Raw genomic sequence first — 25,856 nt, 5'->3', positions numbered from 1 at the left:
GTGAACAATGGTAACACAAGGTGAGACGCGATGACGACGGAACAGTTCAGCGTCGCCGGCGAGACGGCCATCATCACGGGGTCCTCACAGGGCATCGGTCGGACCACCGCCGAACGGTTCGCCGAGGACGGCGCGAACGTCGTCGTCACCTCCCGGTCCCAGGAGAAGGTCGACGAGGTGGCCGACGGCATCAACGAGTCCGACGCCGCGGGTCGGGCCATCGCCGTCGAGTGCGACGTGCGCGAGCGTGACGCCGTGGAGGCGCTCGTCGAGGCGACCGTCGAGGAGTTCGGCGGCGTCGACGTCCTCGTCAACAACGCCGGGGCGTCGTTCATGGCCAACTTCGAGGAGATCAGCGAGAACGGCTGGAAGACCATCGTGGACATCAACCTCCACGGGACGTACCACTGCTCGCAGGCGGTCGGCGAACACATGCGCGACGGCGACGGGGGCGTCATCGTCAACCTCGCGAGCGTCGCGGGCACGCGCGGGTCGCCGTACATGAGCCACTACGGCGCGGCGAAGGCCGCCGTGGTGAACCTGACGACGACGCTCTCCTACGAGTGGGCGAGCGACGACGTGCGCGTCAACTGCATCGCCCCCGGGTTCGTCGCCACGCCGGGCGTCGCCAGCCAGATGGGCGTCGAGGCCGACGACGTGGACCGGAGCGATGTGAACCGGCGCATGGGGCTGAGCGAGGAGGTGTCGGACCTCGTGCAGTTCCTCGCCTCGCCCGCCTCCTCGTACATCGTTGGCGAGACCATCCAGATTCAGGGCGTGCCCCGAATCGACGAGAGCGTCGAGGTATGAGCGCGGACCGCGACGTCTTCCTGCCGGTGGCCGCCCAGCCGAGCGTGGAGGCACTGGTCGAACAGGCACAGCGTGCCGAGGACCTCGGCTACGACCGGGCGTGGCTCCCCGAGACGTGGGGCCGGGACGCGGTGACCGTCCTCACCAGCATCGCCCGCGAGACCGAGTCGATAGGCATCGGGACGAGCATCATGCCGCTGTACTCGCGGTCGCCCGCCCTCGTCGGGCAGACGGCCGCCACGCTCCAGGAGGTCAGCGACGGGCGGTTCCGCCTCGGTCTCGGGCCGAGCGGTCCCATCGTCATCGAGAACTGGCACGGCGTGGAGTACGGCAACCCGCTCAAGCGCACCCGCGAGACGGTCGAAATCGTCCGGCAGGTCATGACGGGCGAGGAGGTGCGCTACGACGGCGACCAGTTCGAACTCGGCGGCTTCCGCCTGCGCTGTGCGGCCCCCGACCCCGCCCCGTCCATCGACGTGGCCGGGATGGGGCCGAAGGCCGTCGAACTCGCCGGACGCTTCGCCGACGGCTGGCACGCCCTCATGCTCACGCCCGACGGCCTCGAAGACCGCACCGAGGACCTCGAACGCGGCGCGGAACTGGGTGACCGCGACCCCGACGACCTGCAGGTGACGCTGTCGCTGACCTGCGCGGCCCTGGAAGACCGGGAGCGCGCCCGCGACATCGTCCGCCAGCACACCGCCTTCTACGTCGGCGGGATGGGGACGTTCTACCGCGACAACCTCGCCCGGCAGGGGTACGAGGAGACGGCGAACACCGTCTACGACGCGTGGAACGACGGCGAGCGCGAACGCGCGACCGAGGCCATCGACGACGACCTGCTCGACGAACTGGCCGTCGCCGGGACGCCCGACGAGGCCCGCGAGCGAGTCGAGGCGTTCGCCGCCCTCGACGGCGTGGACGCGGTGTCGATCTCCTTCCCCCGCGAGGCGACACAGGAGGAGATCGCGGCGACCATCGACGCGCTGGCACCCTAGCGAGTCCCGAGACACCAATTGCCACTGTTCGTGGTAACACTATACACATTAACAGTCGGGGTAACTTTCCGAGTTGCGGCGAACGATGTTGAATTGGAAGCTGATTTAAGCGTCAACTGGTAGTTCCCTCCATGGCAGACAGCAACAGGTTCCATCGGAGAACATTCCTCAAGACCGCCGGCGTCGCCGGCGCCGCAGCGCTGGCCGGCTGTACGGGCGGCGACGGCGGCGGCGGGAACGGGTCGGGCGGGTCCGGTGGCTCCGGCGGGTCGGGCGGCGCGACGGACATGGTCATGCTCACGTCGACGGAGACCACCGCGGCCTACGCGATGAGCCAGGGCATCTCCGCGACGGTCAACGAGAACAGCGACGCGGTGCGTGTCGACGCGCGCCCCAGCGAGGGGACGAACGCGAACGTCGGCCGCCTCAACCGCGAGGAGGCGCAGATCGCCTACATCCAGAACTGGACCGCCGCGAAGATTCGCAACGGCGAGGACCCCTTCGCGGACCTCTCCTTTACCCCCAACCAGGTCCACCACCTCTACGACCTCGGCTGGTTCCTCTGTAGCGCGAACGACGGCTGGAAGAGCGTCACCGACATCGAGTCGGGCAGTCGCGTCTCGCCGACGCCCCGCGGGTCGGGCACCGCCGAGATGCTCGAACACGCCCTGGGCTACGTCACGGACGACTACGAGCGCATCAGCGTGGACTACGGCGGACAGGCCAGCGCGATGAGCGAGGGTCGCCTCGACGTCGGCGCGGGCACGTTCGTCAACTTCTCGGTCGAACCCGGCTGGCTCCAGGAGATGAAAGGCACTGTGGACCTCCGCCTGCTCGACTGGCCGGACGACATCACGGCGAAACTGGAGGAGGACGGCTCGCTGCTCGTCACGGAGATCGATACGAGCGACTTCGAAGGCTTCGGCTACAAGCCTGACACGCTCACCGCCCCCTCGCTGTCGTACAACTTCATCGTGCGCAACGACTTCAGCTACGACGCGGTCTACAGCTACCTCGAGACGCTCCACGCCAACCGCGAGGGCCTCGGCGAGTTCCACGGCCTGCTGAAGCCGCTGGCCGACGAGGGGTACTTCCTGAAGAACGCCTACGACATGCCGTTCCACCCGGCGGCGGCCGACTTCTACGAGGAGATCGGCATCTGGAGCGACGAGTTCACCCGCGGCGAAGAGTGACCTCATGAGCACGTCAACTGACGTCTCCGAGGGTCTCTCGGGGATGGACGACGTCCGCGCGGCGGTGCGCGGGTGGTTCGACCGTCCCCGCGGCGAACTCACGCTCCGCGGGGTCATCGCCACGCTGGCCATCGTCCTGAGTGCCTACACCTTCTACTACGCGAACACGCTCGTGTTCGTCCGGGTGCGCCACTCCAACATCTTCCTCGGCCTCGGCATGGCGCTGTTCTTCCTCTACGAGGCGCTGAAACACCGCTACGGGACCGACGACGTCGTGGCGTACCGTGACCGCGAGCGCGCCCCGCAGGACTCGATTCTGGCGCGGGCGCGCACTGTTGGCGGGTCGTTCGACTGGGTCGTCACCGTCGTCGAGGCCGTCCTCATCCTCGGTGCGGCCTACTACGTCGAGACGAACTTCGACCGCCTGCTGAACGACGCCGTCGTCATCGGCTACACGGACACCGACTTCCTCGTGGGAGCGGTGATCGTCCTCCTGGTCGCCGACGCGACCCGGCGGGCCTACGGGTGGGCCATCACGAGCGTCGTCGCCGCCGCCATCGCCTACGCGATGGCCGGCCCGTGGCTCCCCAGTTTCCTCGGCCACACCGGCATGTCGTGGCAGGAGGTGGCCCGCTACGGCGCCATCGGCCTCTCGGGGACCTACGGCTTCATCCTCGGCGTCGGGACGACGTGGGTCGCCATCTTCATCATCTTCGCCGGGATGGCGAAGACGTTCGGCGCACTCGACTACATCCTCGACGCAGGCCAGAGCGTCGGCAAGCGCATGCGGTCGGGCGTCGTGCAGGTGGCCGTCGTCTCCAGCATGGCGATGGGGTCCATCACGGGCAGCGCGGCGGCCAACACCGCCACGACGGGGAGTTTCACCATCCCGATGATGCAGCGTCAGGGCGTCCGCGACGACTTCGCGGCGGCCATCGAGAGCGTCGCCTCCTCGGGCGGGCAGATGATGCCGCCCGTGATGGGCGTCGCCGCGTTCATCATGGCCGACATCCTGCAGGTGGGCTACGTTCGCATCATCCAGGCGGCCATCATCCCCGCGCTGCTGTTCTACTTCAGCGTCGGTATCGCGGTGCAGTTCGTCGTCCTCCGGTTCGGCTGGACGACCGAACGCGACCGCTCGGGCAACAGCTTCGCCCAGACCCTGTTCAGCAGGGGGACGCTGTTCACCATCGGCTACCTCCTCGTCGCCGCCGCCGCGTTCGTCGTCGTCCGCGGGTTCGCGGGTGCGCTGGTCGCCGGCGCCGCCGCCCTCGCGGCGATGCTCGCGGCGCGCTTCGTCCAGTCGCTCGTCACCCAGTCGGGGACGACGGCCGTCCGCGAGGACTTCGGCGGGTCCGTCGCCGGGTTCTTCTCCGGGGCGCACTTCGCCGTCCCGATGGCCGTCCTCGTCTACACGCTCGTCGTGATGCGGTTGACGCCGCTCTCGGCGGGCCTGTACACGGCGGCCACCCTCGTGGCGACCATCTTCGTCCGCCGCCTCGTCGTCGACGACTCCCCGCTGTGGGGGCTGGTCAACGCGACGACGGGGACGGTAAAGGGTCTCCGCGACGGCGCGGTGGACATGTCGCCCCTCGTCGGCGTCCTCGCCGCGATGGGCATCATCATCAGCATGCTCACGCAGACCGGACTGGCCCAGAAGATATCCATCCGGATGGTCGGCCTCGCCGGCGGGGTGCTCATCGCCGTCCTCGTGATGGCGATGTTCCTGTCCATCCTGTTCGGCCTCGGGATGCCGACGCCGGCGGCGTACATCCTCGTCGTCATCCTCGTCGCGCCGGGTATCATCGACGTGGGCGTGCCGGAGATCATCGCCCACCTGTTCGTGTTCTACTTCGCCATGCTGTCGGCCATCACCCCGCCCGTCGCGGTGGCGGTGGCGGTGGGGTCGCGCATCGCGAACGCGAACTTCATGCAGACGGGGTTCCAGGCGCTCCGAATCGGCGCGCCCGGGTTCCTCATCCCGTTCGCACTGGTCGCGAACCCGAGTCTCGTCTACTGGGAACTGCCGGCGACGCCCATCTACACCGTCATCGTCTTCGTCGGCGTGGTGGCGCTGGTGACGGCGACGACGGCCTACGACGGGACCCACGAACTCGGCTGGGGCCACCGAATCGCGTACTTCACGCTCTCGGTGGCCGCGCTGTACGCGCCCATGCTCGTCGTGCAGGCCGCGGCGGCACTGCTGGCCGTCGCGGGCCTCGCACTCGCCCAGATGGGTCGCCTGCCCCTCTCCGGGACGAGCGAGAACGTCGGGCGCTGAACCGGGTCCACCCGACCCGGTGACGGACTCTCCAGTCCGGGTCCGTCGCTCGTCGCCCGGTGGGGGACGCACCCGACCCGAGACTCGACGGCGCGGGTGCCCGCCCGTCCCCGGACGACCGGGACGCGGCGACTGACATCGATGTTCCTCGCCCGCGTCGTTCGATAACACACAGCTATATCGTCCCCCCGTCGCACAGTTCCTCCATGACCGACACCCCCGAGGACTACACCGGCGCGGACCTGTTCGTGGACATCCTCGAACGGTACGGCGTCACCCACCTGTTCGGCAACCCCGGCACGACCGAACTCCCCATCATGGAGGCACTGGGCGACAGCGAACTGGAGTACGTCCTCGGCCTCCACGAGGACATCGCGGTGGGGATGGCCGGCGGCTACGCCCAGACGAAGCGCTACCACGCGCAGGACGACGACGAGGTGATGCCCGCCTCCGTCGTGAACCTCCACGTCACGCCCGGCCTCGCCCACGGACTGGGCAACGTCTACGCCGCGAGCATGACCGGCGCGCCCGTCGTCGTCACCGCCGGGAACCACGAACTCGACTTCCGCCACGAGGAACCCATCCTCTCGGGCGACCTTCTCGAACTGGTCCAGCAGTTCTGCAAGTTCAGCGCGGAGGTCACCTCCGTCGACGCCCTCCCCCTCCTCCTGCGTCGGGCGTTCCGCATCGCGCTCACACCCCCGATGGGACCGGTCTTCCTCTCGCTCCCGGCGGACGTGATGATGACGGAGACGGAACAGACACCGGAACCGCTCGGCGCGATTCCCACGGCGGGGCGGGGCGACGCCGCACAGATAGCCGAGGCCGCCGAGTTGCTCGTCGAGGCGGAGAATCCGGTGCTGGTCCTCGGCGACCACGTCGCGCGGGCAGGCGGGGCGGAGGCCGCCGTCGAACTCGCCGAGGCGACGGGGGCGCGCGTCCACGGCGAGATGCTCGCCTGCGAGGTGAGTTTCCCCGGCGACCACGACCAGTGGCTCTCGTTCGTGCCGCCCAGAGAGGAGTTCGCCTCCATGCTCCTGAACACCGACACGCTGGTGTTCGTCGGCACCTCGACCAACACCACGCTCCTCCCCCACGAGTCCGACCTCGTCCCGCCAGAGGCGGCCTGCGTCCACGTCGGGAACGACGCCGACGAGGTGGGAAAACTGTACCAGGCGGATGCCGCCGTCGTCGGCGACCCCGGCGAGGTGATGGGCGAACTCGCGGGCCTCGTCCGCGAACGACTCGACGACGGCGAACGCGACCGCCGCATCGAGGACGTGATGGAACTGAAGGAGTCGATGGCCGGCACCCTCGCGGGCGTCGGCGCGGGCGACGCCGAGGAAGGCGACACGCGCGCCTCGAAGGCCGAACTCGTCGACGCCATGGGGTCGGTCGCCCCGGACGCCTACATCGTCGACGAGGGCGTCACCTCGAAGTACCCGCTCATGCTCCGCTGGCCCCTCCAGCCGAACCAGTTCATCTCGAACAAGGGCGGGGGACTGGGCTACGGCCTCCCGGCCAGCGTCGGGGCTGCCCTCGCCGAGAGCGAACGCGACGACCCCCGGGACGTGGTGGGGTACGTCGGCGACGGCTCGTACCTCTACTACCCCCACTCGCTCTATTCGGCGGCGCGCTACGACCTCGATTTGACGGTGGTGGTCTCGGACAACCGCAACTACCGCATCCTCAAGGACAACACGAACGCCCTGTTCGGCGGGACCGACGAGGACCACACCTTCGTCGGGATGGACTTCGAGCCGCCCATCGACATCCCGAAGAACGCCGAGAGCCACGGCGCGGAGGGGCGGTTGGTCGAGAGCGCCGACGATATCGCGGGCGCGTTCGAGGACGCCGTCGGGACCCCCGGGCCGGTGGTGCTCGACGTCATGGTCCACGACTGACGGTCGGCCGAATACGGGCACGCGCCCCTACAGCAGCCACGAACGGCGACGAACGCGGCGAGCTCAGAGGTCTTTCTCGATGACGTACCCCCACCGTTCGTAGTCCCGGCTCTCGTAGTACTGGTGAACGCCCTCCCGCTCCAGTGGCGACGCCAGCGCGACGGCGTCACAGTCCCGGTCGTCGGCCCACCGCTCGACGGCCGCCAGCAGCGCCGACCCGTGTCCCTCTCCCCGCCGGGATTCGTCAACGACGAGGTCGTAGAGCCACGCGTGACGGACGTGGTGGAGGACGTGCGCGACGAGCACCCCCGCGACGCCGACTAGCTCGCCGTCGACGAACCCGCCCAACAGGTGATACTCCTCCTCACCCGTCCACTCCAGTACTTCCTCGGGGTCGGCGTCGCTCCAGAGTTGGCGGAGGACCGGAACCGCCTCCCGTCGCTCGTCGTCGGTCAACTCGCGGGCGTTCATGCCCCCGCATGACGGACCGGGGCGGATGAAGCTGTTCGATGCGTGGTACCACGCCTGGAGACGACGACGGTCCACAGTCGTTCATCGAACCCATCGAGAGTCCAGTTCGGCCGAGTTCGCCGGTTCCGGTCTCAGTCGTCGGCCTCCGCCGTCCGCATCCGCTCGCCGTCTGCCGTCTCGGGGAATATCTTCCCCGGATTCAGCGTGTCGTTGGGGTCGAGCGCCCGCTTGACGCGGCGCATCGCCTCGACGCTCGCCTCGCCGTGTTCGAGGTCCATGTACTCGCGCTTGCCGAGGCCGATGCCGTGTTCGCCCGTGGCGGTCCCGCCGAACTCGATGGCCTTCTCCACGACGCGCGTGTACACCTCCTTGCCGGCCTTCCGCGCCTCCGGATTCCCCTTCTCGACGAGGGCGGTGTAGTGGACGTTGCCGTCGCCCGCGTGCCCGAAGCAGGGGACGGGTATGCCGTACTCGGCTTCGAGGTCCTTCGCGTAGGCGATGATCTCGGGGAGTTTGCTGATGGGGACGGTCACGTCGCCTGGCTGGAGGGGTTCGAGGTCCGGGTCCCACGCCCGGAGGGCGAACGCCAGTTCCTTTCGCGACTGCCAGAGGGTGTCCATGTCCTCCTCCTCGGCCATCTCGAAGCGCTGGACGTCGTGCGACTCGAAGATAGCCTTACAGAAGTCTATCTCCTCCTCGATGCCGTGGTTGGCGTGGAACTCGATGAACGTCATGGGGGCGTCGGGGAGACCAGTGTCGAGGTACGCGTTGGCGATTTCGGCGCTCGTCCCGTCGATGAGTTCGATCTTGGCGACGTCCACGCCCGAGCGCACGGCGTCGAAGACGGCCTCGGCGGCGTCCTCCAGCGTCGGGAAGATGGCCCGCCCGCCGCGAATCTGCTCCGGGAGGCCCTCCAGTTCGAGGGTGGCGCGCGTGACGACGCCGAGGGTCCCCTCGCTCCCGACGAGGAGGTGCTTGAGGTCGTAGCCGCTGGAGGTCTTGACCGCCTTGCTCCCCGCCTTCACGACCGACCCGTCGGCGAGCACCGCTTCGAGTTCGAGCACCCAGTCACCCACCTCGCCGTACTTCACGGTCTGCATCCCACTGGCGGCGTTCGCGATCATCCCGCCGATGGTCGAGAGGTTGCCCGAGGAGGGAAGCGGCGGGAAGAACAGCCCGTGGCCCTCGACCGCCTCGTTCACCGCCGAGCCCATCACGCCCGGCTGGACGTCTATCTGGAAGTCGTCGGGGCGCACGTCCAGCACCTCGTTCATCTCCATGAGGTTCATGCTGACGCCCGCGTGGGCGGGGACGGCGTTACCCTCCAGACTCGTCCCGGCGGCGTAGGGCGTCACGGGAACGCCGCGTTCGTCGGCGGCCGCGAGGACGCGCGAGACCTCCTCCGTGGTCTCGGGACGGACGACGGCGTCCGGCACCACGGCGCGGTCGCTCCCCTCCGTCCCCCAGTCTGCCGAGTGGTCGGTCCGGTCGCCCTCCTCGAAGGAGACGGCGACGTCGAGGTCTTCGAGGAACGAGCAGTCGTGTGTCATACGCTCACGTCGGGGTCGCCGGGTGGTTAAGTCTAGCGCGTCACACGGGGATCGTGGAGGCGGTCGGGATAGCCGCGTCGCCCGCTTTTATCTCACCGCGGTCCGACCATCGCGTATGCGAGCCATCGAGATCACGGAGTTCGGCGGGACGGAGACGATGAACGTCGTGGACCGGGACGTGCCGGACCCCGGCGAGGGGCAGGTCCGCATCGAGGTGCGGGCCGCGGGCGTCAACTTCGCCGACATCATGCAGCGGCGGGGCCACTACCACGGCGGCCCGGAACCGACGTACGTGCCTGGGATGGAGGTCGCGGGCGTCGTCGACGCCGTCGGCGAGGGCGTCGACCGCGAGGAAGGCGAGCGCGTCGTCTCGCTGGTCGGGCGCGGCGGCTACGCCGAGTACGCCGTCGCGGACGCGGGCGGCCTGTTCGACGTCCCCGAGTCGATGTCCTTCGAGGAGGCCGCCGGCTTTCCCGTCCAGTTCCTCACCGCGCACAACGTGCTCCACGAGTGGGGCGGACTGGAGGAGGGCGAGTCGGTCCTCATCCACGCCGCCGCAGGGGGCGTCGGGACCGCCGCCGTCCAGATAGCGCGTGAGGCCGGCGCGGAGACGTTCGGCACCGCGAGCAGTCGTGAGAAACTCGACCTCGCCTCGGACCTCGGACTGGACCACCCGATAAACTACACCGAGGAGGACTTCGCCGCGCGGGTGAACGACCTCACCGACGGCGACGGCGTGGACCTCGTCCTCGACGGCATCGGCGGCGAGACGACCCAGGAGAGCCTCACCTGCCTCACGCACTTCGGGCGGATGGTCAGTTACGGCGCGGCCAGCGGCGAACCGGGCCACCCCGACACCGCCACTCTCCTGTTCAACAACCAGCGTGTCATCGGCTACCACCTCGGGCAGGGGATGGCCCGCGACCCACAGCGGGTCATGCAGGCCGTCGGACCCCTGACGGAGATGCTGGCCGACGGTACCCTCGAAGTAATCGTCGGCGAGACGTTCGACCTCGGGGACGCCGCCGAGGCCCACGAGTACATCGAGAACCGCGAGTCGAGCGGGAAGGTCGTCCTCGTTCCCTGATCAGGGAAGCCACCCGAGGTCGATACCGTCGCGCCGCCCGTCGAGGACGGCGAACGCCTCCCCGCGGCGGAGTTCCAGCCACCGGAGCAACCGCTCGGCCCAGACCAGTTTCCTGTGTTTCGTGGGGTCCACGCTCGGGTCGTCGAAGTCCCACCCGGGGAAGACGAGTTCCCGTGCGCCGAAGTGGTCCGCGAGGAACGCCGCCCGGTCGCCGTCGGTGAACCCGCCGAAGTTCTCGACCCCGCCGACCGGTTCGGCCTGCGTCGTCGGGAGGACCCACTCCCCGTCCATACGGGGGACCCACTCCTCGACGGCGGGGAGGTTGTCGCCGTGGGCGTGGGCGGCGACGGGGACGCCCTCGCGGGTCAGCTCCACGGCGGTCCCCGGGTTCTTGTCGAGGTCCGTCACCATCAGGTCCACGTCGATACCGGCATCGAGACAGACATCCGCGGCCGCGGAGGCGGCGACGACGTACTCCGCCTCGCGGACCAGCGGGAGGTCCTCGGGGAGGGAGGGAGCGGCCCCGACGACGGCGACGAACGACCCGTTTAGCCCCTGCAAGCGCTCCTTATCGAACGCGTTGGTCAGGTCGGCGAGCCGGTCGCGGGCGCGTTCGTCGGCCGCCCGCCCGAAGCCGAAGTCGGCCAGAATCGCCTCGTAGACGGGTTCCCACGCTGTGTAGTGCATGCTATCGGGAACAAATATCGATGGGCCGGGCGGTCACGAGTACCCCTACCCGTGTGACCGACCGGCTCGCATCCTTCGGTTCCGGCGGGTGCGGCATAAGTTTTCTCTTACTTGCTGAGTGTTTGTCGGACGGACGTATGACGCGACTCCTCGTGCGAACGGCACTCACTCGACCGATTCGCGGAGCACCCCGGACAGGGCATCCAGTGCGTCGGGGAGGTCACGGGACAGTCCCCGGAGCGCGCCGGGCGTCCCGACGAGCAGGCCGCCCCGCTCGCCGGGCACGTACCGCGCCCCGTGTTCGACAGCCAGCGCCGAGAGCGTCTCTCGCTCGTCGGCCGTGAGTCCCGTCACCTCGAAGACGCGGGTGACGGCGTGCGCCGCCGCGTCGGAGTCGCCGCCGACCCGGTCGAGGTGGCGTTCGGCCTCGCGTTCGGTCGTCACGTCCAGTTCCTCGACGGTCGGGTCGCGGACCCGGTGACGCGAGAACGCCTCCCCGACGAGGGCGGCGTCGCGCGTCTCGGCCACGTCGTGCGTGCGGACGACGTGCGCGCCGCGTTCGACGGCCATCGCGGTGGCGGCCAGCGAGACGGGCAGCGCCCCCTCGGTGTCGCGCCCCGCGATGTCGCGCAGGAAGTTCTTGCGGTTGATGGAGACGAGGATGGGCCGTCCGAGGCCGCGGAACTCCCGGAGACGTTCGAACGTCTCGCGGTCGTGTGCGAGCGTCTTGTCCTCGGACCACCCGCCGAAGGCGGGGTCCACGATGGTCTTGTCCGTAAAGCCGTTGAGCGAGAGGGCGTCGTAGATGTCGTCGACTTCCTCGACCGCGCCGGGTCGTTCGAGGTCCGGCGGCGAGGCCATCTTGGCGACGGCGGCGTCGTACTCCTCGCAGACGCGGGGCATCTCGGGGTCGGCGAACCCACAGATGTCGTTGACCATGTCGAACCCACGGTCGAGGGCGGCCTCGGCCACCTCGTGGTAGCGCGTCTCGATGGAGAAGACGGGGTCGCCGGAGACCGACTCGATGGTCTCGACGGCGGTGTCGAGGCGTTCGAGTTCGCCCTCCGCCGAGAGCACCTCGAAGCGCTTGTTCGCCGATTCGAGGCCCACGTCCACGATGTCGGCCCCCTCGCCGACGAGCGACTCGTCGACGAACTGCGCCGCCTCGCCCGGGTCGTCGAAGACGCTCGGCTTGTACGGCGACTCGGCGGAGACGTTGAGCACACCCATGATGCGCGGTGGGTGGTCGTCGCCGATGCCGAGGCCCGCCGCGTCCACGTTTCGCATACCGGACTGGAGGGGTGGGCGACTCATAGCCGGTGCGATCGGCGAAGGGTTATTCACGGATTCGAACTATTCTGACTCGTGTACTGGCGACCGGACCGAGGCCTGCAGGCGCGGATGGCGCTCACGCTCGTCCTCCTCGCGGGGGTAGCGGCGCTGCTCGCCGGGAGCGCGTTCGTCCTCCTCGTCGTCGCCTCCCTGCTCCTCCTCGCCGCCCTCGCGTTCGCGGGAGGACTGCTCGCGGACGCCCTCGGCTACTCCCTCGCTGCGGTCCCCGGCGGAGTGGCCGCCGCCGCCCTCGGCGTGGCGGTGCTCCTCGCCGCCCTCACGCTCCTCGTCGCCACCGTTCGACTCGTCGTGCGGGAGTTCCGCGGAGACGGGATGGTCCTCGCGTCGCTGGACGCCCGTCGCCCCGACGGGGCCGAACGGACGCGACTCGCACCCCTCGTGGGACGGTGCGCCCAGCAGGCGGGCCTCCCCGCGCCGAGCGTCCGCGTCCGTCCCGTGGACGCGCCGGAGGCGCTTTCGGTCGGCTACCGTCCCGAGACGACGACGCTCGTCGTCTCGACGGGGCTGCTCGACGCCCTCGACGACCGGGAACTGGAGGCCGTCGTCGCCCACGAACTCGCCCACGTGAAGAACCGCGACGCCGCGGTCATGACTCTCGCCTCGCTCCCGGTCGCCGGGGCCAGGGCGCTCGCCGACCGGGAGGCGGCCGACGAGGACGCCGCGTCGTTGCTGGTCTACCTCGTCGGGGCGACCACGGGTGTCCTCGGCCGCGCGCTGGTCGCCTCGCTGTCGCGGGCCCGCGAGGTGGCCGCGGACCGGGGTGCCGTCGCCATCACCGGCGACCCGTCGGCCCTCGCGAGTGCGCTCGGGACGCTCGATTCGGCGCGCTCCCGGCGACCTGCACGCGACGGCCGACACCGCAGCGACGTGGCCGCGGCGCTCTCCATCCTCCCGACGGACGCGGGAGCGGCGGTGGACGGGGACGACCTGTTCGCCTACGAACGACGCTGGCTCGCGCGGAAGGTCTATCACACCCACCCGCCGACCGACGAGCGACTCGCCCGTCTCCGGGCGCTCGAACGCGCGAACGAACGGTAGTGAGCCGAACCGTTATGTCGGTGCCCGGGTACGTCGAAGTATGAACCGGTCCCCGGACCCCTCCCTCCGGCGACGGATGGCGCTGACCCTCCTCGCCCTCGCCGCGCTGACACTCGCCTTCGGTGCCGCTATCGCGCTCCTGCTCGCGTGGGGGCTGGCGTGGCTCACCGGCGCCGTCGGCCTCGCAGTCCCGACGCCCGCACTGGTCGCCGTCGGGGCGGTGGCGACCCTCGTCTCGGGGGGCGTCCTGCTCCGGCGCGCCCTCCGGCAGGACGCGGCGAAGACGTTCGACGCCGAGCGGGTCGGGCCGGGGGAGTTCCCCGCCCTCCACGCGACGGTCACGCGACTCGCACAGGCCGCCGACCTCCCAGTGCCGGCAGTGTACGTCGCAGACCGCGAGACGCCGCTGGCGATGACGACGGGGCTCTCGACGGACGACGCCGAACTCGTGGTCTCGACGGGGCTGCTCAACGCACTCGACGACCGGGAACTAGAGGCCGTCGTCGCCCACGAACTCGCCCACGTGAAGAACCGCGACGCGGCAGTTATGACCCTCGTGGAGCTACCGCTTGCGAGCGCCCGGAAACTCGCACACGTGCTCCAGAGCACTGCCGGCGTCCACTTCGCGCTCGTCGGCGTCGCCATCGGGTCGTTCCTGTTCTGGGCAGGCGGGCGGACGCTGGTCGCCTCGCTGTCCCGGAGCCGTGAACTCGCCGCGGACCGGGGGGCGACGGCGCTCCTCGGCGACCCCGCACCCCTCGCGAGTGCGCTGGAAACGCTGGCCCACGACGCCACTACGGCTCCGAAACTCGACGCGCGCGAGGAGGGACTCGCCGCCCTCTCGGTCGTCCCGGCACCCGAGGACGACCCCGGCCCGAAGCTCACGTGGGAGAAGCGTCGGCCCATCGCGTGGAGCATCAGACACCCGGTCCGCCGCCTCCGACGGTACGTGACCGTGAACTACCTCCGGCCTCTGCGAGCGACTCATCCACCGACCGACGAGCGGATCGCCCGCCTTCGCCGCCTGTCGAACGACGCCGCGGGCCCGTGACTCGTCGGTCGGGGCCGACATCGAGAGTGGCCTGGTCCCCCGACCGTTCCCTCTAGAGAGAGATGGCTGCGGCGCTCCTCGACTCCGTTTCGACCGTCCTGGTGGCGACGCTCGCACCTCGCCACCCTCGCCATCGCGGAACCGGCCACCGACGGGAGTTCGGGGGCGGGGGTTCTGGCTCCCGGCCGGGCGCGCGTCCTCGCGACCCACCCCCGACCGGGGAGCGGGTCGACCGCCTTCGCGCCCTCGAACGGCCGACAGAAGGCACGAGCGAGTGATATCGCCGACAGAGACCTCCAGGCTGGCGATTTTCACACACTGAGGACAGTAATCGGAAATTCCCTAATCCTTTGGGCGGGACTGCTATCTCACTCTCCAGAGTAGCGAGAGTCGAATGTCGGGACGTGGCACGCGAACTGACGTGGAACCGCGCGGAAACACGACGCCGTCGCCCTCCACCGACGAGCCGGTCCAGCCGTCGCTCGGCCTCGACGGTCTGTTCGACGTCCTCGCCGACGAGGAGCGCCGTCGCATCGTCCGCTGGCTCGTCGACCAGGAGGAGGACGTCGACCGGACGGACCTCGTGAGCGCGATGGGGACGGGTGACGAGGAGGAAGACCGTCACCTCGAGACGTCCCTCCACCACGTCCACCTCCCCACACTGGACGACGCCGACGTGGTCGACTACGACCCGGAGACGGGCGACGTGCGGCCGGCCGCACACCTCGACGTCACGATGTCCTGTCTGGCGACGGTCGAGGGCGTCCACATGTTCGCGGAAGACCACGCCTGAACCGACGGCCCGACCTGGCCGGGACCGGTGGGACTACTCCTCCGACGCCTCGTACAGCGACCCGAGGAGCTTGTTCAACCCCACCTGCAGGTGCTGGTGGAAGGTGGGCGGAGAGATGTCGAAGGAGGCGGCGATGGCCTCGCCGGAACTCTCGCGCGGCCACGAGAAGTAGCCGGCGCGGTAGGCCGCCTCCACCATCTCCGACTGGCGGTGGGTGAGGCCCGCGTCCTCCGCCGGGTCGGCCCGGTTCGTGTCCGCCGCCCGGTCGCGGTCGCGCCGCGCCAGCAGGTTCGAGTCCGGGTAGGCGGCGGCCAGGGCGTTCGTTAGCGCCCGGACGTCCGCGTTCGGTTCCGCCTCGACGACAGTGCGGAGGCCGCCGTCGCTCGCCGTCGCCGAGCGGACGTTCACCCCCTGCGTGGCGAGTTCCACGAGCGGCGAGCGCTCGAGCGCGCACTCGAAGAGGTGGACGTCCCCGCGCTCCGTGACGTGCCGGACGCTGTCGACAGCGGGCGACTCCTCTGCGAGGGCGACGAACCGTTCGGGTTCGGTTCCCGAGACGGCGAGGTAGGCGACGGCCGCCCCACGGGTGACGGGGACGAACCCGTCGAGGCTGACGGTGCAGTCGGCCTGTCCCGAGACCCACGCGAGGAACGAGGACTCGTCGGCGACGCCGAACTCCAGTTCGAGGACGGCATCGCCCGCGAGGAGCTTCTGGCTCCTGATGGCGGCGGTGGCGTACCCCATCGTCTCGCCCAGTGCGCCGAGGGCCGCCGCCTCCCAGTCGTCGAAGCGGGTGCGCTGGTACTCGGACGCCGACGGGGGGTGGACGACCAGCGCGCCGAACGTGCTCCCGCGGTTGACGATGGGCACGGCGAGGTACGCGTCGGTGTCCAGCGCCCCGAGGACGGGGTCGGACGGGTCGCGCCTGACGGCGGGGCCCCCGGCCTCGATTGCGGCCCCGACGCCGCTGTCCGCCACAGCGGTCGACGTCAGCGACTCGACGCCCGAGCGCTCGGCCACAGAGAGGTCCGGCCCCGTGCGGACGGTCAACCCGCCGTCGGAGACGTCGCGCTCGACGGTCCAGACGCCCTCGTAGAACGACGACTCGCCGAGGCGAGAGCAGACGAGTTCCTCGACGGCCGTCCGGGACCCGACGTCGAGGAGCGACCGGACGACGTCGCGCACGAGGTCGCCGACGGCCGCGAGCGTCCGGAAGTCCTCCGAGCGCCGGCGGACGCGCAGTTCGGCGAGTTTCTGGTCGGTGACGTTGAGGTGGACGACGAGCGCGAAGCGCTCGCCCTCGTGGGCGAACGGCACCGCCCGCATGGTGAACCAGCGGTGCTCGTCGGGGCCGTGACACGGGTAGCCGAGCGAGAAGTCGTGTCGGTCGCCCGCGAGCGTGGCACGGAGGCCCGTCGCCGCCTCGGCCGCCCGGTCGTCGTCGCTGGCGTCACACACGGCGAGGTAGTTGACGCCGATGCAGTCGGCGTCGTCGAAGTCGTTAGCCTCGCCGAACGCCCGCCACGCGCGGTTGGTGTAGACGATAGTGCCCGAGGCGTCGACGATGGCGAGTTCGGTGGGCAGGAGGTCGAGGCCGCTGCGGGCGAGCGGTGCGAACTGGGGAGGCGCTCCGAGGTGGTCGACCGCGGCCGCCACCTCGTGGTCGTCTGTGCCCGTCATGGGTGTGTGATGGGTGTGATAGTTTCACTCGATTATCCGAACGTAAATACACTGTGTCAACACGCACCGGGTCCGAGGAACGGGGTCCTTTTCACGCCCCGACGGATAGCTCGGGTATGGCGAAGGTCAGCATCGGTCTCCGGGGGTGGCGCTTCGACGAGGAGGCCGTCCTCGACGACGACGGGGCGATACGACCGCTCGCGCAGATGCCGGAGGAGGCCCGCGAGCGCATCGCGCGACTGGCGACGCTCGTGAACAAACCCTGTGACGCCTGCTGGCTGATTCACGGCGAGGAGGAGAAGGAACGCTCGAAGCAGGCTCGCGTGGTCTACGGCGAACCCCTCGGCGAGGTCCTCCTCTGTAACGACCACGAGGCGGACTTCCTCTACTGGTTCCGTGAGGAGGACGGCAGCGACCTCGCGGGCAACCGCCTCATGCAGAACGCCTTCCACCAGTGGTTCGACGACGGCGGGCGCGCACCGGAGGACTACGGCGGGATGGACCACGTCGACACCGACCCCGACTCGGTGGTCCAGCCGGACCCCAGTCAGGACCTCCCGGACCTCGAACAGGAACTCGCCGACATGACCGACGAGGAGCGCGAGGCGCTGGACATCGACCTCTCGGACCTCGACATCTGACGCTCGACCGGGTCGCCGGGAACGACCCGGAGCGCGGCGAGACGCGCCGCTTTTCCCCCTCGGCCGGCAACCCGCACCGATGAGCATCTCGGTCGCCGTGGTGGACGCGGAGACGCCGGGCAACGTCGGCACCATCGCCCGCGCGATGAAGAACTTCGGGTTCGAGGACCTCCTCCTCGTGGACCCGCCGGAACTCGACCCGGACGGCGAGGCGTACGGCTTCGCCGGCCACGCCCGCGAGGACGTCCTCCCGAACGCCCGCAAGGTGAGCTTCGACTACCTCGTCGAGCACTACCACACCGTCGGAACGACGGCGACGACCAACGAGGACCACCGCCGACACATCCGCTATCCCTTCACGACGCCCGCCGACCTCGCCCAGTCGCTTCGGGGGGTGGAGACGGACACCTGCCTCGTCTTCGGGCGCGAACGCGTCGGCCTGCACAACGAGGAACTCGAACGCATCGACGAGGTGTGCGCCATCCCCGCGAGCGCCGAGTACCCCGTCCTCAACCTCGGACAGGCGGCCACCGTGGTCCTCTACGAACTCCGCGAGTTGACCGTCGAGGAGACCCAACTGCCCGACGCCATCGAACGCGCTCCGGAAGGCGACATCGAGGGCCTGCACGACCAGTTCGCCTCGTTCCTCGACGCCCTCCGACACGAGGACTCGCGCCGGCCGAAGACCGAACGCCTGTTCCGACGACTGCTCGGGCGCGCCCACCCGACGACGCGGGAGGTCAGCACGCTTCGAGGCGTCTTCCGGAAGGCGGAGGACGGCCTCAGGTACGGGTTGCCGGGCGACCGAGAGGAAGGGGAATAGTCGGATTCAGGCGCGCTTCTGTATCTCCTCGCGGAGGACGGAACTGACGACTTCTCCGTCCGCCTTCCCGCGGAGTGCGCCCATCGCCTCGCCCATCAGCGCCGAGAACGCCCCCATGCCCTGCTCCTCGACCTGTTCTTCGTTTCGCTCCACCACCTCGACGATGGTGGCACGGACCTCTTCGTCGTCCACGCCGCCCAGTCCGGCCTCCTCGGCGGCCTCCTCCGCCGACAGGTGGGGGTTCTCCGCGAGGACGCGAAGGACCTCCCCGACGCCCTCCTTCGCGAGGTCACCGGACTCGACGCGGTCGAGGACGGCGAGGAAGTGTTCCTCGCGCAGGTTCCCGACGGGCACGTCGTCGCGTCGGAGTTCCGTCACCGTCGATTCGACGGTGCCGGCGGCGAGGGTGGCGTCCACGCCGCGGTCGACGGCCGCCTCGAAGACGGGCATCCGGCGGCCGTAGGCCACCTGCTCGGCGAGGCCCTCGTCGAGGCCGTACTCGGCGGCGTAGCGCGCCACCTTCTCGGTGAGCAGCTCCGGCGTCTCCACCTCGGTCATGTCCAGTTCGACGGGCGGGACGTCCGTCTCGGGGTACATCCGGGCCGCGCCGGGGAGCGGTCGGAGGTACCGGGAGGTGCCGTCATCGTTCGCGCCACGCGTCTCCTCGGGGACGCCCGCGATGGCCGCCTCGGCACGTTCGACGACGGCGTCGATGGCGCTCTCGGCGACCGACGCGGAGGCGGCGACGAGGGCGACGGCGTCCTCCTCGCTCGCACCCACCGCGTCGCGCAGGGCGTCGACTTCCCCCTCGGTGACGCCGTAGGCGGGCAGTTCGTCGGTGTGGAAGATGCCGCCCGCGCCCGAGCGCTTGGCGTGGTCGGAGAGTTCGGTCCCCAGTCGGCGGTCGGGCTGAATCTCCCGACCGACGAGACCGTCGAACCCGTAGAGCGGGACGGCGAGGACGGCGTTCGCGGAGGCGATGATGCCACTTTCGGAATCAGTGAACACGTCGGTGACGTCCTTGGGGTCGCCGACGCTCGCCCCTCGCTCCGCGAGTTCGTCGCGGATGTCCACGAGGGCGACCTGTCGGGCGACCTCGTTGCGGACGATGTCGTCGATGTCGTCGAGGCTCTGGACGCCCTTCAGTTCGACGCGGGCGCCCTCCGCGATGGAGATGTTCACGTCCTGCCGGATGGTCCCCAGCCCGCGTTTGACCTGCCCGGTCGAACGCAGGAGCATCCCGATCTGCGCCGCCGCCTCGCGGGCCTGTTCGGGCGAGCGGATGTCCGGGTCCGTGCCGATTTCGATGAGCGGGATGCCCAGTCTGTCCAGCGAGTAGACGACCCCCTCGTCGGTCTCGTCGACGCGGCCCGCCGACTCCTCCTCCAAGAGCATGTCGGCGATGCCGACCGGCCCCTCGCTCGTCTCTATCTGGCCGTCGGTGGCGACCAGCGACGAGCGCTGGAACCCCGAGGTGTTCGAGCCGTCCACGACGATCTTCCGCATGACGTGGGCCGTGTCGACGGGCGTGGCGTCGAGCAACTGCGCGATTTCGAGGGCCACCTCCAGTGCCTCGTCGTCGAGTCGGTGGGGCGGTTCGTCGTCCTCCTCGACCAGACAGGTGGTGTCGAACGCGAGGTACTCGAACTCGCGGTCGACGCGGCTCTCCTCCAGTGCGGCGTCGTCTATCTCGCCGAGTTCCGAGCGGGTGGGGTGCAGGTAGCGGGTGAGCGTCCGGACCGCCTCCTCCGGTTCCCGGCGCTCGGTCGGGCACCCGCAGTAGAGCTTCGTGGCGGTGTCGAGTTGCTGGTGGATCTCCAGCCCCGCCACGAGGCCGAGTGCCTCGTAGTCGTGTTCGGAGTCGCTCATTGGGGGAGAGTGCGGGGTCGTCGGCTAAAAAGGATGCAGTCTCGGGACCACAGGGGAGGGGGTGCCAGCGCTTTAGCACCTGCCCGCCGTAGCGACCAGTATGCACCCGGCCGCCGTCGTCGCCCTCGTCGCGAGCCTCCTCCTCGCGGGGTGTAGCGGCCTCGGGCCGGTGAACCCCGACCCGACGGTGACGCCGGCGCCCGTCCCGGCGGACGACCCCGCGGTTCCGGGGTTCGAGGGGACGCTGCCGGCGGGGGTCGAACCGTCGGGTGTGACCGACACCCGCGCGCTCGGGCGCGCGCACGCCGAAGAACTGAGCGGTCGATCCTACACCCTCGAACTCGTCGAGGCGCGGGCGCGTGACTCACACGCCCTCCCCGTCGTGCGCCACGAGGAGTCCGTCCGGGTGCGCCGTCCCGGACTGTACCGCCACGACAGCGTCGTCAGGCGGGCGTGGCTGGGACACGGCCTCGACCGGGAGGAGCGCACCGCGGTCTACGCCGACGGGACGACGCGCTACGTCCGCACCGTCGAGAACGGGACCGCACGGTACGAGCGAGGCACCGTCGCCCGGTGGCGGAACTGGTCGGGGACCCACGCCCAGCAGGCGGGGCGGGCCGTCGGCCGCTACCTCGACGTGACGAACGCGACGCTCTCGACGGTCGACCGCGACGGGAAGCGCCTCCTGCGCGTCCGGGGGCGTGGCTCGCGGACCGTCGAGGGCGAGCGCTACCGGGTGGAGGCGCACCTCGACGGCGCGTTCGTCGTCTGGCTGGAGGCGCGCTGGGTCGAACCGCGCGAGGACGAGGACGTGTTCGTCCGCGTCACGATGACCTACGACCGCGTCGACGCGACGACGGTCGCCCCGCCCGGGTGGTACGGGGAGGCGCTTCGCGCGACGGAGGGAGGAGGGGACGAGGCGAACGCGAGTTCCTGACCCGCCTCAGACGACGCCGAGGCGGCGGAAGAACGAGACCTGACGGTAGAGCCGACAGCCGAGACAGACGTCGGTGGCGGCCGCGAGGCCCGCCAGCGCGGCGACGACCCCGGCAATCGCGTAGCCCACCAGCAGGAGTCCGGCGAGGAGGGCGACGCCCGCGAGGGCGGTCGTCACCGCTCCCACGAGTTTCGCGAAGCGGTGGGGCGCGGCGGGTTCACGCTCTGCGGGCCGACCGACGACGGGGACCACCGCGCGCTTCCAGAGCACGCCGTAGAGGTCGAGGCGCCACTCCGAGAGGACCGCGAGGTTCAGGACGAGAGCGACACCGTCGCTCGTCGGGCGGTCGGTGGACGTGAGCGTAGCCATCGTCGGGAGGAGGGCGGTAGCGGGAAAGGCGGTTTCGCGGTCGTTCGCGGTGCGGGCCGTCGCGTGGGCCGTGTCTGTCGTGTCGGTCCGGTCGGACCCGATACCTCCTCACTCCTCGTCGCCGAGGATGCCGGGCGTCGTCATCGCCATGGGGTCGAGGACCTCGTCGGCCTCGCTCTCGGTCAGATAGCCCTTCTCGATTGCCACCTCGCGGACGGTCTTGTCCTCCTTGAGCGCCGTCTTCGCCACCTCGCTGGCCTTGTCGTAGCCGATGGCGGGGTTGAGCGCCGTCGCGAGGGCCATCGAGCGCTCGACCTGTTCCTCGCAGGTCTCGCGGTCGGCCTCCAGTTTGGCGACGAATCGCTCGCCGAACACCTCGGCGGAGTTGGCCAGCAGGTTCGCCGACTCGAGGAAGTTGTGTGCGAGGACGGGCTTGTAGAGGTTGAGGTCGATCTGTCCCTCCGCGGCACCGGCGCTGACGGCGGCGTCGTTGCCGACGACCTGCTTGTGGACCTGGTTGACGGCCTCGGCGACGACGGGGTTGATCTTCCCGGGCATGATCGAGGACCCCGGCTGGTTCTCGGGCTGGTCGATCTCACAGAGACCGTTTCGCGGCCCCGAGGCGAGCAGACGGAGGTCGTTGGCGACCTTGTTCATCGACCCGGCGACGACGCGGAGGGCGCCGTGGGCCTCGCTCATGGCGTCGTGGGCGGCCTGCGCCTCGAAGTGGTTGTCCGCCTCGCGGAACGGGAGGCCGGTCTCCTCGGCGATGTACTCCGCGGCGAGGGCGGGGAACTCGGGGTCGGTGTTCAGACCCGTTCCGACGGCGGTGCCGCCGAGGGCGAGTTCCGCGAGGTGGTCCTCCGTGTTCTCGACGCGCTCGATACCCTTCTCGACCTGCGCGCGGTAGCCGCCGAACTCCTGTCCGAGGGTGACGGGCGTGGCGTCCTGCAGGTGCGTGCGGCCGGTCTTGACGATGTCGGCGAACTCCGCCTCCTTCGCTTCGAGGTCGTCGCGCAGGGATTCGAGGGCGGGGACGAGGTCCTTCGCGACGGCTTCGAGGGCGGAGACGTGCATCGCGGTGGGGATGACGTCGTTCGAGGACTGTCCGAAGTTGACGTGGTCGTTGGGGTGGACGACCCGGTCGCCGATTTCGGCACCCATAATCTCGGCGGCGCGGTTGGCGATGACCTCGTTGGCGTTCATGTTCGAGGAGGTGCCCGACCCGGTCTGGAACACGTCGACGGGGAACTGGTCGTCGTGGTCCCCCGCGATGACCTCGTCGGCCGCCTCGACGATGGCGTCGGCCTGTTCGGCGTCGAGGTGGCCGAGGTCGGCGTTCGCCCGTGCCGCGGACTTCTTCACGACGCCGAGCGCGCGGACGAACCGCCGCGAGAAGCCGATGCCCGAGATGGGGAAGTTCTCGACCGCGCGCTGAGTCTGTGCCCCCCAGTAGGCGTCCGCGGGCACCTGCATCTCGCCGAGGCTGTCGCGCTCCGTTCGGTACTCGCTGGTGTCGTCGCTCATATCTCGGGAGACAGGCCGGGCCAGCGTAAAACCCACCGACTCCCCCTCGCCCCACCCCGAGGAGATGTTCTTTCGATCTCGAGTAAACTTTTTCACCTCGTAGGCGTAGGAGTACCCATGAGCACGGGAACGACTCGCAGTGACACGGGCCCCGAGGTCGGAGAGCGCATCGGCGTTCGCGTCGAACTCGCGGGGACGCTGGTGGCACGCGCCGGTCTCCGACGGGCGCAACTCGCGCTCCCGACGGGGGCGACGGTCGCGGACGCGGTCGAGGAACTGGCGGCCGAACACGGCGCGCAGGTGCGCCCGGCGCTCCTCAAGGGGAGCCGACTGCGGCAGGGCACGGTCGCGACCCGACGGACCCAGGGGTCCGTCGAACGGGTCGGCGCGGACTCGACGCTCGCCCACGGCGACCGGGTCAGAATCGAGTTCATCTGCTGAACCGCGAACCGGCGGCGAGAACGGGTCGTTCCTATTCGAGGTCCACGAGTCGGTCCAGCGCGTAGACGATGCGGAGCATCGAGGCCGCGTCGTCCCGGTCGAAGACCAGTTCGTCGGTGCCGAGGACGTGTTCGAGGACCACCTCCGAGGCGTGGTCCGGGGCCGCCGCGACACCGCAGTCGTTCTCCTCGGCCCACTCCATGACCCGCAGGTCGCTCTTCGAGTCGCCCATGACGAGGGCGAACGGGTCGTCGACGCCGAGGACGTCGAGGGCACCCTCCACGCCCGCGACCTTGTCGAGTTCGAGGCTTCCCACCTCGGCAGCGTCGCCCTCGTAGTAGCCCACGTCGATGCGCTCGTAGGTCGCGACCACGTCGCTGGCCACGTCCTCGGTGTCGGTGTCGGGGACCTCGCCCGCGCGCTCCAGTACCTCGCGGAGTTCCGGGTCGGCGGCGGCGTAGAACGCGCGAGCGGTCTCGGGCGACCCGTCTGCGACGGCCTCACCCACGAGGTCGATGAGGTGGATCATCCCCTCGTCGATGACGTCGACGGCCTCCGCGCTCCCGGTCTGGAAGTTGGGCTTCAGGGTGACGTTGAACTCGTTGCCCTGCAGGTGACAGCCTCGCCGGACCGACTCGGGAGCGTCGCGCAGGGCGCGCGAGCGCACCTCGTCGAACACGTCGCGGACGTCCTCGCCCAGCGTCTCGTAGAGCAGGCGCTTCGTGTCGGTGCCGTGGCCGGGCGTGAACACGCCGTTGCCCGCCTCGTAGACGATGGAGAACGTCCCCGAGTGGACGAGTTCGTTGCCCAGTCCCTGCGTGATGAACCCCTTGACGTTCTCCAGCGTCTGGCCGGTGCAGATGACGATGGGCATCCCCTCCTCGTGGAGTTCCGTCAGGAGGTGGAGCGTCTCGCGGGGAATCTCGTTGTCGGTGCGCCCCGCCGACCGGAGCGTCTCGTCCACGTCGAGGACGAGGACGTTCACCGCTCGGCCGTACTTCGTACAGAGGTCGAGGGCGGTGAACGACTCCTCGCGGGTGGCGTGGGCGGCGATGGCCGCGAACGTCTCTCCCGCGGGGAACGCTTCCCGGATATCGTCCTTGCGCCGGTCGAGTTCGTCGCTCGCGCGCCGCCAGTGGTCGAGGGCGACACGCGACCCGAGGGCGGGAAAGAGGTCGACGAAGCTCTGGTACTCCCGCAGGGTGGTGGCGTCGAAGCCGTCGTACAGTTCGTACAGGCGGTCGTAGCGGTTCATCGGTCGGTCCTCGCGTCCACCACGATCTCGTGGGCCTCCACGTCCTCCAGTGCGGCCACCCGCCCGCCGACGGTGACCCGTCCCGTGTCGGTTTCGAGCGCCATCGTCGCTATTTCACTGGTATCGAGCATCTCCACGTCGACGATGCGCCCGGTGACCGTGCGTCGTTCGCCCGTCTCCACGTCGCGCCCCTCGATGGTGGCGTAGAGGTCCTCCTCGACCTCGCGGACGTCCTTCAGACACCGGCGGATGGAGGCGTACCGGCGGGGGAACGGGCGCGGGTCCCGGTTCGACACCAGCGGTTCGGCCGTCGTCCACAGCACCGTGTTGAAGAAGCCGCCGACGAGGAACCCGAGCGCAGACCGGTTGAAGATGACGCCGTATCGCTCGGCGGTGTCGGTGAGGGCGTCCTGCGTGGCGTACACCGAGCGCTCGCCGTCCGCGACGGCCATCACCGGCGTCGTGATGCCCCGGCGGACGCGGGACTCGGTGGCGACCCCCGCGTAGTCGAAGGCGTCGGTCGTGGGGGCGTCGCGCGCGGGCGTGACGATGAGTTCGACGGTCACGTCCGCCTCGACGGCCTCGCGGAGGTGGTCCTCGAAGCGGTCGAGCAGTTCGGGCGTGAGCGAGCAGACGAGTTCGTACTCCGCGCTCTCGATGACCGCATCGAGGTAGCGGACGACGCTCGGGCGCGACTTGACGAGCGAGACGGCCTCCGTCTCCCGCGTCGGGGCGGTGTAGCGGGCGGCCAGTTCCTCGACCATCTCCTCCAGCGAGCGCTGGACCGAGGGGAACACCTCGGCGGGGTCGAGGGCGACGACGCGCATCGGACGCGACTCGCGGACCTCCACGACCCCGCGGTCGCTCAGTTTGCGGACCGTATCGTACACCCGGGGCTGAGGGATGTCCGTGTGGTCCGCGATGTCGCTCGCGGTGAGTTCGCCGTGTTCGAGCACCGCCAGGTACGCCTCGATCTCGTACTCGCCGAAGTCGAAGCGGTCGCCCATCGCCTCCAGAGAGTCTCGCAGGTCGTCCGCGGTCATTGCCAGCGCTTGTCATCGCCACCCGAAATATTTACTGGTAAGCGAGTTGCACACT

At 69.8% G+C, this 25,856-nt stretch carries 23 protein-coding genes; 13 read left to right on the top strand and 10 right to left on the bottom strand.

Translation table 11 applies throughout. From position 1 onward, the window contains the following. The first annotated feature begins 30 nt into the window (after positions 1-30). The 5 genes from NKG96_RS07970 to NKG96_RS07950 all read left to right on the top strand — a co-directional run bounded on the left by NKG96_RS07970 (position 31) and on the right by NKG96_RS07950 (position 7,186). On the top strand, positions 31-810 hold the full coding sequence (locus NKG96_RS07970) for an SDR family NAD(P)-dependent oxidoreductase (protein ID WP_254538002.1): 780 nt from the start codon (positions 31-33) through the stop codon (positions 808-810). Beyond that, a complete protein-coding gene (locus NKG96_RS07965) occupies positions 807-1,808 on the top strand; it encodes a TIGR04024 family LLM class F420-dependent oxidoreductase (protein WP_254538001.1) in 1,002 nt (333 codons plus the stop codon). Before NKG96_RS07970 ends, NKG96_RS07965 begins: the two co-directional genes overlap by 4 nt. Before the next feature lie 131 nt (positions 1,809-1,939). Then, positions 1,940-3,001 carry a TAXI family TRAP transporter solute-binding subunit gene (locus tag NKG96_RS07960; RefSeq protein WP_254538000.1) on the top strand — a complete coding sequence of 354 codons (1,062 nt, stop codon included), beginning with the start codon at positions 1,940-1,942 and terminating at the stop codon, positions 2,999-3,001. Positions 3,002-3,005: 4 nt separating this feature from the next. After that, positions 3,006-5,282, top strand: coding sequence for a TRAP transporter permease (locus NKG96_RS07955; protein ID WP_254537999.1), 2,277 nt, complete (start codon positions 3,006-3,008; stop codon positions 5,280-5,282). 206 nt (positions 5,283-5,488) lie between these two features. Further along, entirely contained in the window at positions 5,489-7,186 is a 1,698-nt protein-coding gene (locus tag NKG96_RS07950; RefSeq protein ID WP_254537998.1) for a thiamine pyrophosphate-binding protein, read from the top strand. Positions 7,187-7,249: 63 nt separating this feature from the next. Here the strand turns inward: NKG96_RS07950 and NKG96_RS07945 are convergent, their stop codons facing one another. After that, positions 7,250-7,657, bottom strand: a complete 408-nt coding sequence (locus tag NKG96_RS07945; RefSeq protein ID WP_254537997.1) for a GNAT family N-acetyltransferase — start codon at positions 7,655-7,657, stop codon at positions 7,250-7,252. A gap of 131 nt (positions 7,658-7,788) precedes the next feature. Further along, complete coding sequence (locus NKG96_RS07940; RefSeq protein ID WP_254537996.1) at positions 7,789-9,207, bottom strand: FAD-binding oxidoreductase; 1,419 nt, start codon at positions 9,205-9,207, stop codon at positions 7,789-7,791. A 115-nt stretch (positions 9,208-9,322) separates the two neighbouring features. Between NKG96_RS07940 and NKG96_RS07935 the strand changes: the two genes are divergently transcribed. Next, a complete protein-coding gene (locus NKG96_RS07935) occupies positions 9,323-10,294 on the top strand; it encodes a quinone oxidoreductase family protein (RefSeq protein WP_254537995.1) in 972 nt (323 codons plus the stop codon). Here NKG96_RS07935 and NKG96_RS07930 read toward each other — a convergent pair whose 3' ends face one another. Both NKG96_RS07930 and NKG96_RS07925 read right to left on the bottom strand, forming a co-directional pair. Continuing rightward, positions 10,295-10,981 (bottom strand): 6-hydroxymethylpterin diphosphokinase MptE-like protein, encoded by a 687-nt coding sequence (locus NKG96_RS07930; protein WP_254537994.1) that lies wholly within the window; start codon positions 10,979-10,981, stop codon positions 10,295-10,297. A gap of 165 nt (positions 10,982-11,146) precedes the next feature. After that, on the bottom strand, positions 11,147-12,268 hold the full coding sequence (locus tag NKG96_RS07925) for a dihydropteroate synthase (protein ID WP_254537993.1): 1,122 nt from the start codon (positions 12,266-12,268) through the stop codon (positions 11,147-11,149). 78 nt (positions 12,269-12,346) lie between these two features. On the opposite strand from NKG96_RS07925, the gene NKG96_RS07920 reads away from it, so the two are divergent. The 3 genes from NKG96_RS07920 (at position 12,347) to NKG96_RS07910 (ending at position 15,216) form a co-directional block, all read left to right on the top strand. Next, positions 12,347-13,372, top strand: coding sequence for a M48 family metalloprotease (locus tag NKG96_RS07920; RefSeq protein ID WP_254537992.1), 1,026 nt, complete (start codon positions 12,347-12,349; stop codon positions 13,370-13,372). Between the two features lie 40 nt (positions 13,373-13,412). Further along, positions 13,413-14,423, top strand: a complete 1,011-nt coding sequence (locus NKG96_RS07915; protein ID WP_254537991.1) for a M48 family metallopeptidase — start codon at positions 13,413-13,415, stop codon at positions 14,421-14,423. Between the two features lie 394 nt (positions 14,424-14,817). Next, positions 14,818-15,216 (top strand): DUF7344 domain-containing protein, encoded by a 399-nt coding sequence (locus NKG96_RS07910; RefSeq protein WP_254537990.1) that lies wholly within the window; start codon positions 14,818-14,820, stop codon positions 15,214-15,216. A gap of 33 nt (positions 15,217-15,249) precedes the next feature. Here NKG96_RS07910 and NKG96_RS07905 read toward each other — a convergent pair whose 3' ends face one another. After that, a complete protein-coding gene (locus NKG96_RS07905; protein ID WP_254537989.1) occupies positions 15,250-16,896 on the bottom strand; it encodes a bacterio-opsin activator domain-containing protein in 1,647 nt (548 codons plus the stop codon). Positions 16,897-17,012: 116 nt separating this feature from the next. Between NKG96_RS07905 and NKG96_RS07900 the strand changes: the two genes are divergently transcribed. Both NKG96_RS07900 and NKG96_RS07895 read left to right on the top strand, forming a co-directional pair. Continuing rightward, positions 17,013-17,537: a DUF8114 family protein gene (locus tag NKG96_RS07900; protein ID WP_254537988.1), complete on the top strand. Its 525-nt coding sequence runs from the start codon at positions 17,013-17,015 to the stop codon at positions 17,535-17,537. A gap of 79 nt (positions 17,538-17,616) precedes the next feature. Further along, entirely contained in the window at positions 17,617-18,360 is a 744-nt protein-coding gene (locus NKG96_RS07895) for an RNA methyltransferase (RefSeq protein WP_254537987.1), read from the top strand. A 6-nt stretch (positions 18,361-18,366) separates the two neighbouring features. Here NKG96_RS07895 and gatE read toward each other — a convergent pair whose 3' ends face one another. Next, positions 18,367-20,229, bottom strand: a complete 1,863-nt coding sequence (gene gatE / locus NKG96_RS07890; RefSeq protein ID WP_254537986.1) for a Glu-tRNA(Gln) amidotransferase subunit GatE — start codon at positions 20,227-20,229, stop codon at positions 18,367-18,369. Positions 20,230-20,329: 100 nt separating this feature from the next. Between gatE and NKG96_RS07885 the strand changes: the two genes are divergently transcribed. Next, positions 20,330-21,166 (top strand): hypothetical protein, encoded by an 837-nt coding sequence (locus NKG96_RS07885; RefSeq protein ID WP_254537985.1) that lies wholly within the window; start codon positions 20,330-20,332, stop codon positions 21,164-21,166. Positions 21,167-21,172: 6 nt separating this feature from the next. Here the strand turns inward: NKG96_RS07885 and NKG96_RS07880 are convergent, their stop codons facing one another. After that, positions 21,173-21,535, bottom strand: a complete 363-nt coding sequence (locus NKG96_RS07880; protein WP_254537984.1) for a DUF4395 family protein — start codon at positions 21,533-21,535, stop codon at positions 21,173-21,175. Between the two features lie 108 nt (positions 21,536-21,643). Beyond that, positions 21,644-23,062, bottom strand: coding sequence for a class II fumarate hydratase (locus NKG96_RS07875; protein WP_254537983.1), 1,419 nt, complete (start codon positions 23,060-23,062; stop codon positions 21,644-21,646). Positions 23,063-23,179: 117 nt separating this feature from the next. Between NKG96_RS07875 and NKG96_RS07870 the strand changes: the two genes are divergently transcribed. Next, complete coding sequence (locus NKG96_RS07870) at positions 23,180-23,503, top strand: MoaD/ThiS family protein (protein WP_254537982.1); 324 nt, start codon at positions 23,180-23,182, stop codon at positions 23,501-23,503. A 31-nt stretch (positions 23,504-23,534) separates the two neighbouring features. Here the strand turns inward: NKG96_RS07870 and NKG96_RS07865 are convergent, their stop codons facing one another. Together NKG96_RS07865 and trmB are read right to left on the bottom strand one after the other, a co-directional pair. Beyond that, on the bottom strand, positions 23,535-24,758 hold the full coding sequence (locus tag NKG96_RS07865; protein WP_254537981.1) for an HAD family hydrolase: 1,224 nt from the start codon (positions 24,756-24,758) through the stop codon (positions 23,535-23,537). Further along, positions 24,755-25,801 (bottom strand): HTH-type sugar sensing transcriptional regulator TrmB, encoded by a 1,047-nt coding sequence (gene trmB, locus NKG96_RS07860; protein ID WP_254537980.1) that lies wholly within the window; start codon positions 25,799-25,801, stop codon positions 24,755-24,757. Before trmB ends, NKG96_RS07865 begins: the two co-directional genes overlap by 4 nt. Between the last annotated feature and the right edge of the window lie 55 nt (positions 25,802-25,856).

The organism is Halomarina litorea (genome assembly GCF_024227715.1).
Taxonomy (GTDB): domain Archaea; phylum Halobacteriota; class Halobacteria; order Halobacteriales; family Haloarculaceae; genus Halomarina; species Halomarina litorea.
The sequence above is the reverse complement of the archived record's forward strand: the minus strand, read 5'-3'. Positions and strand labels throughout refer to the sequence as shown.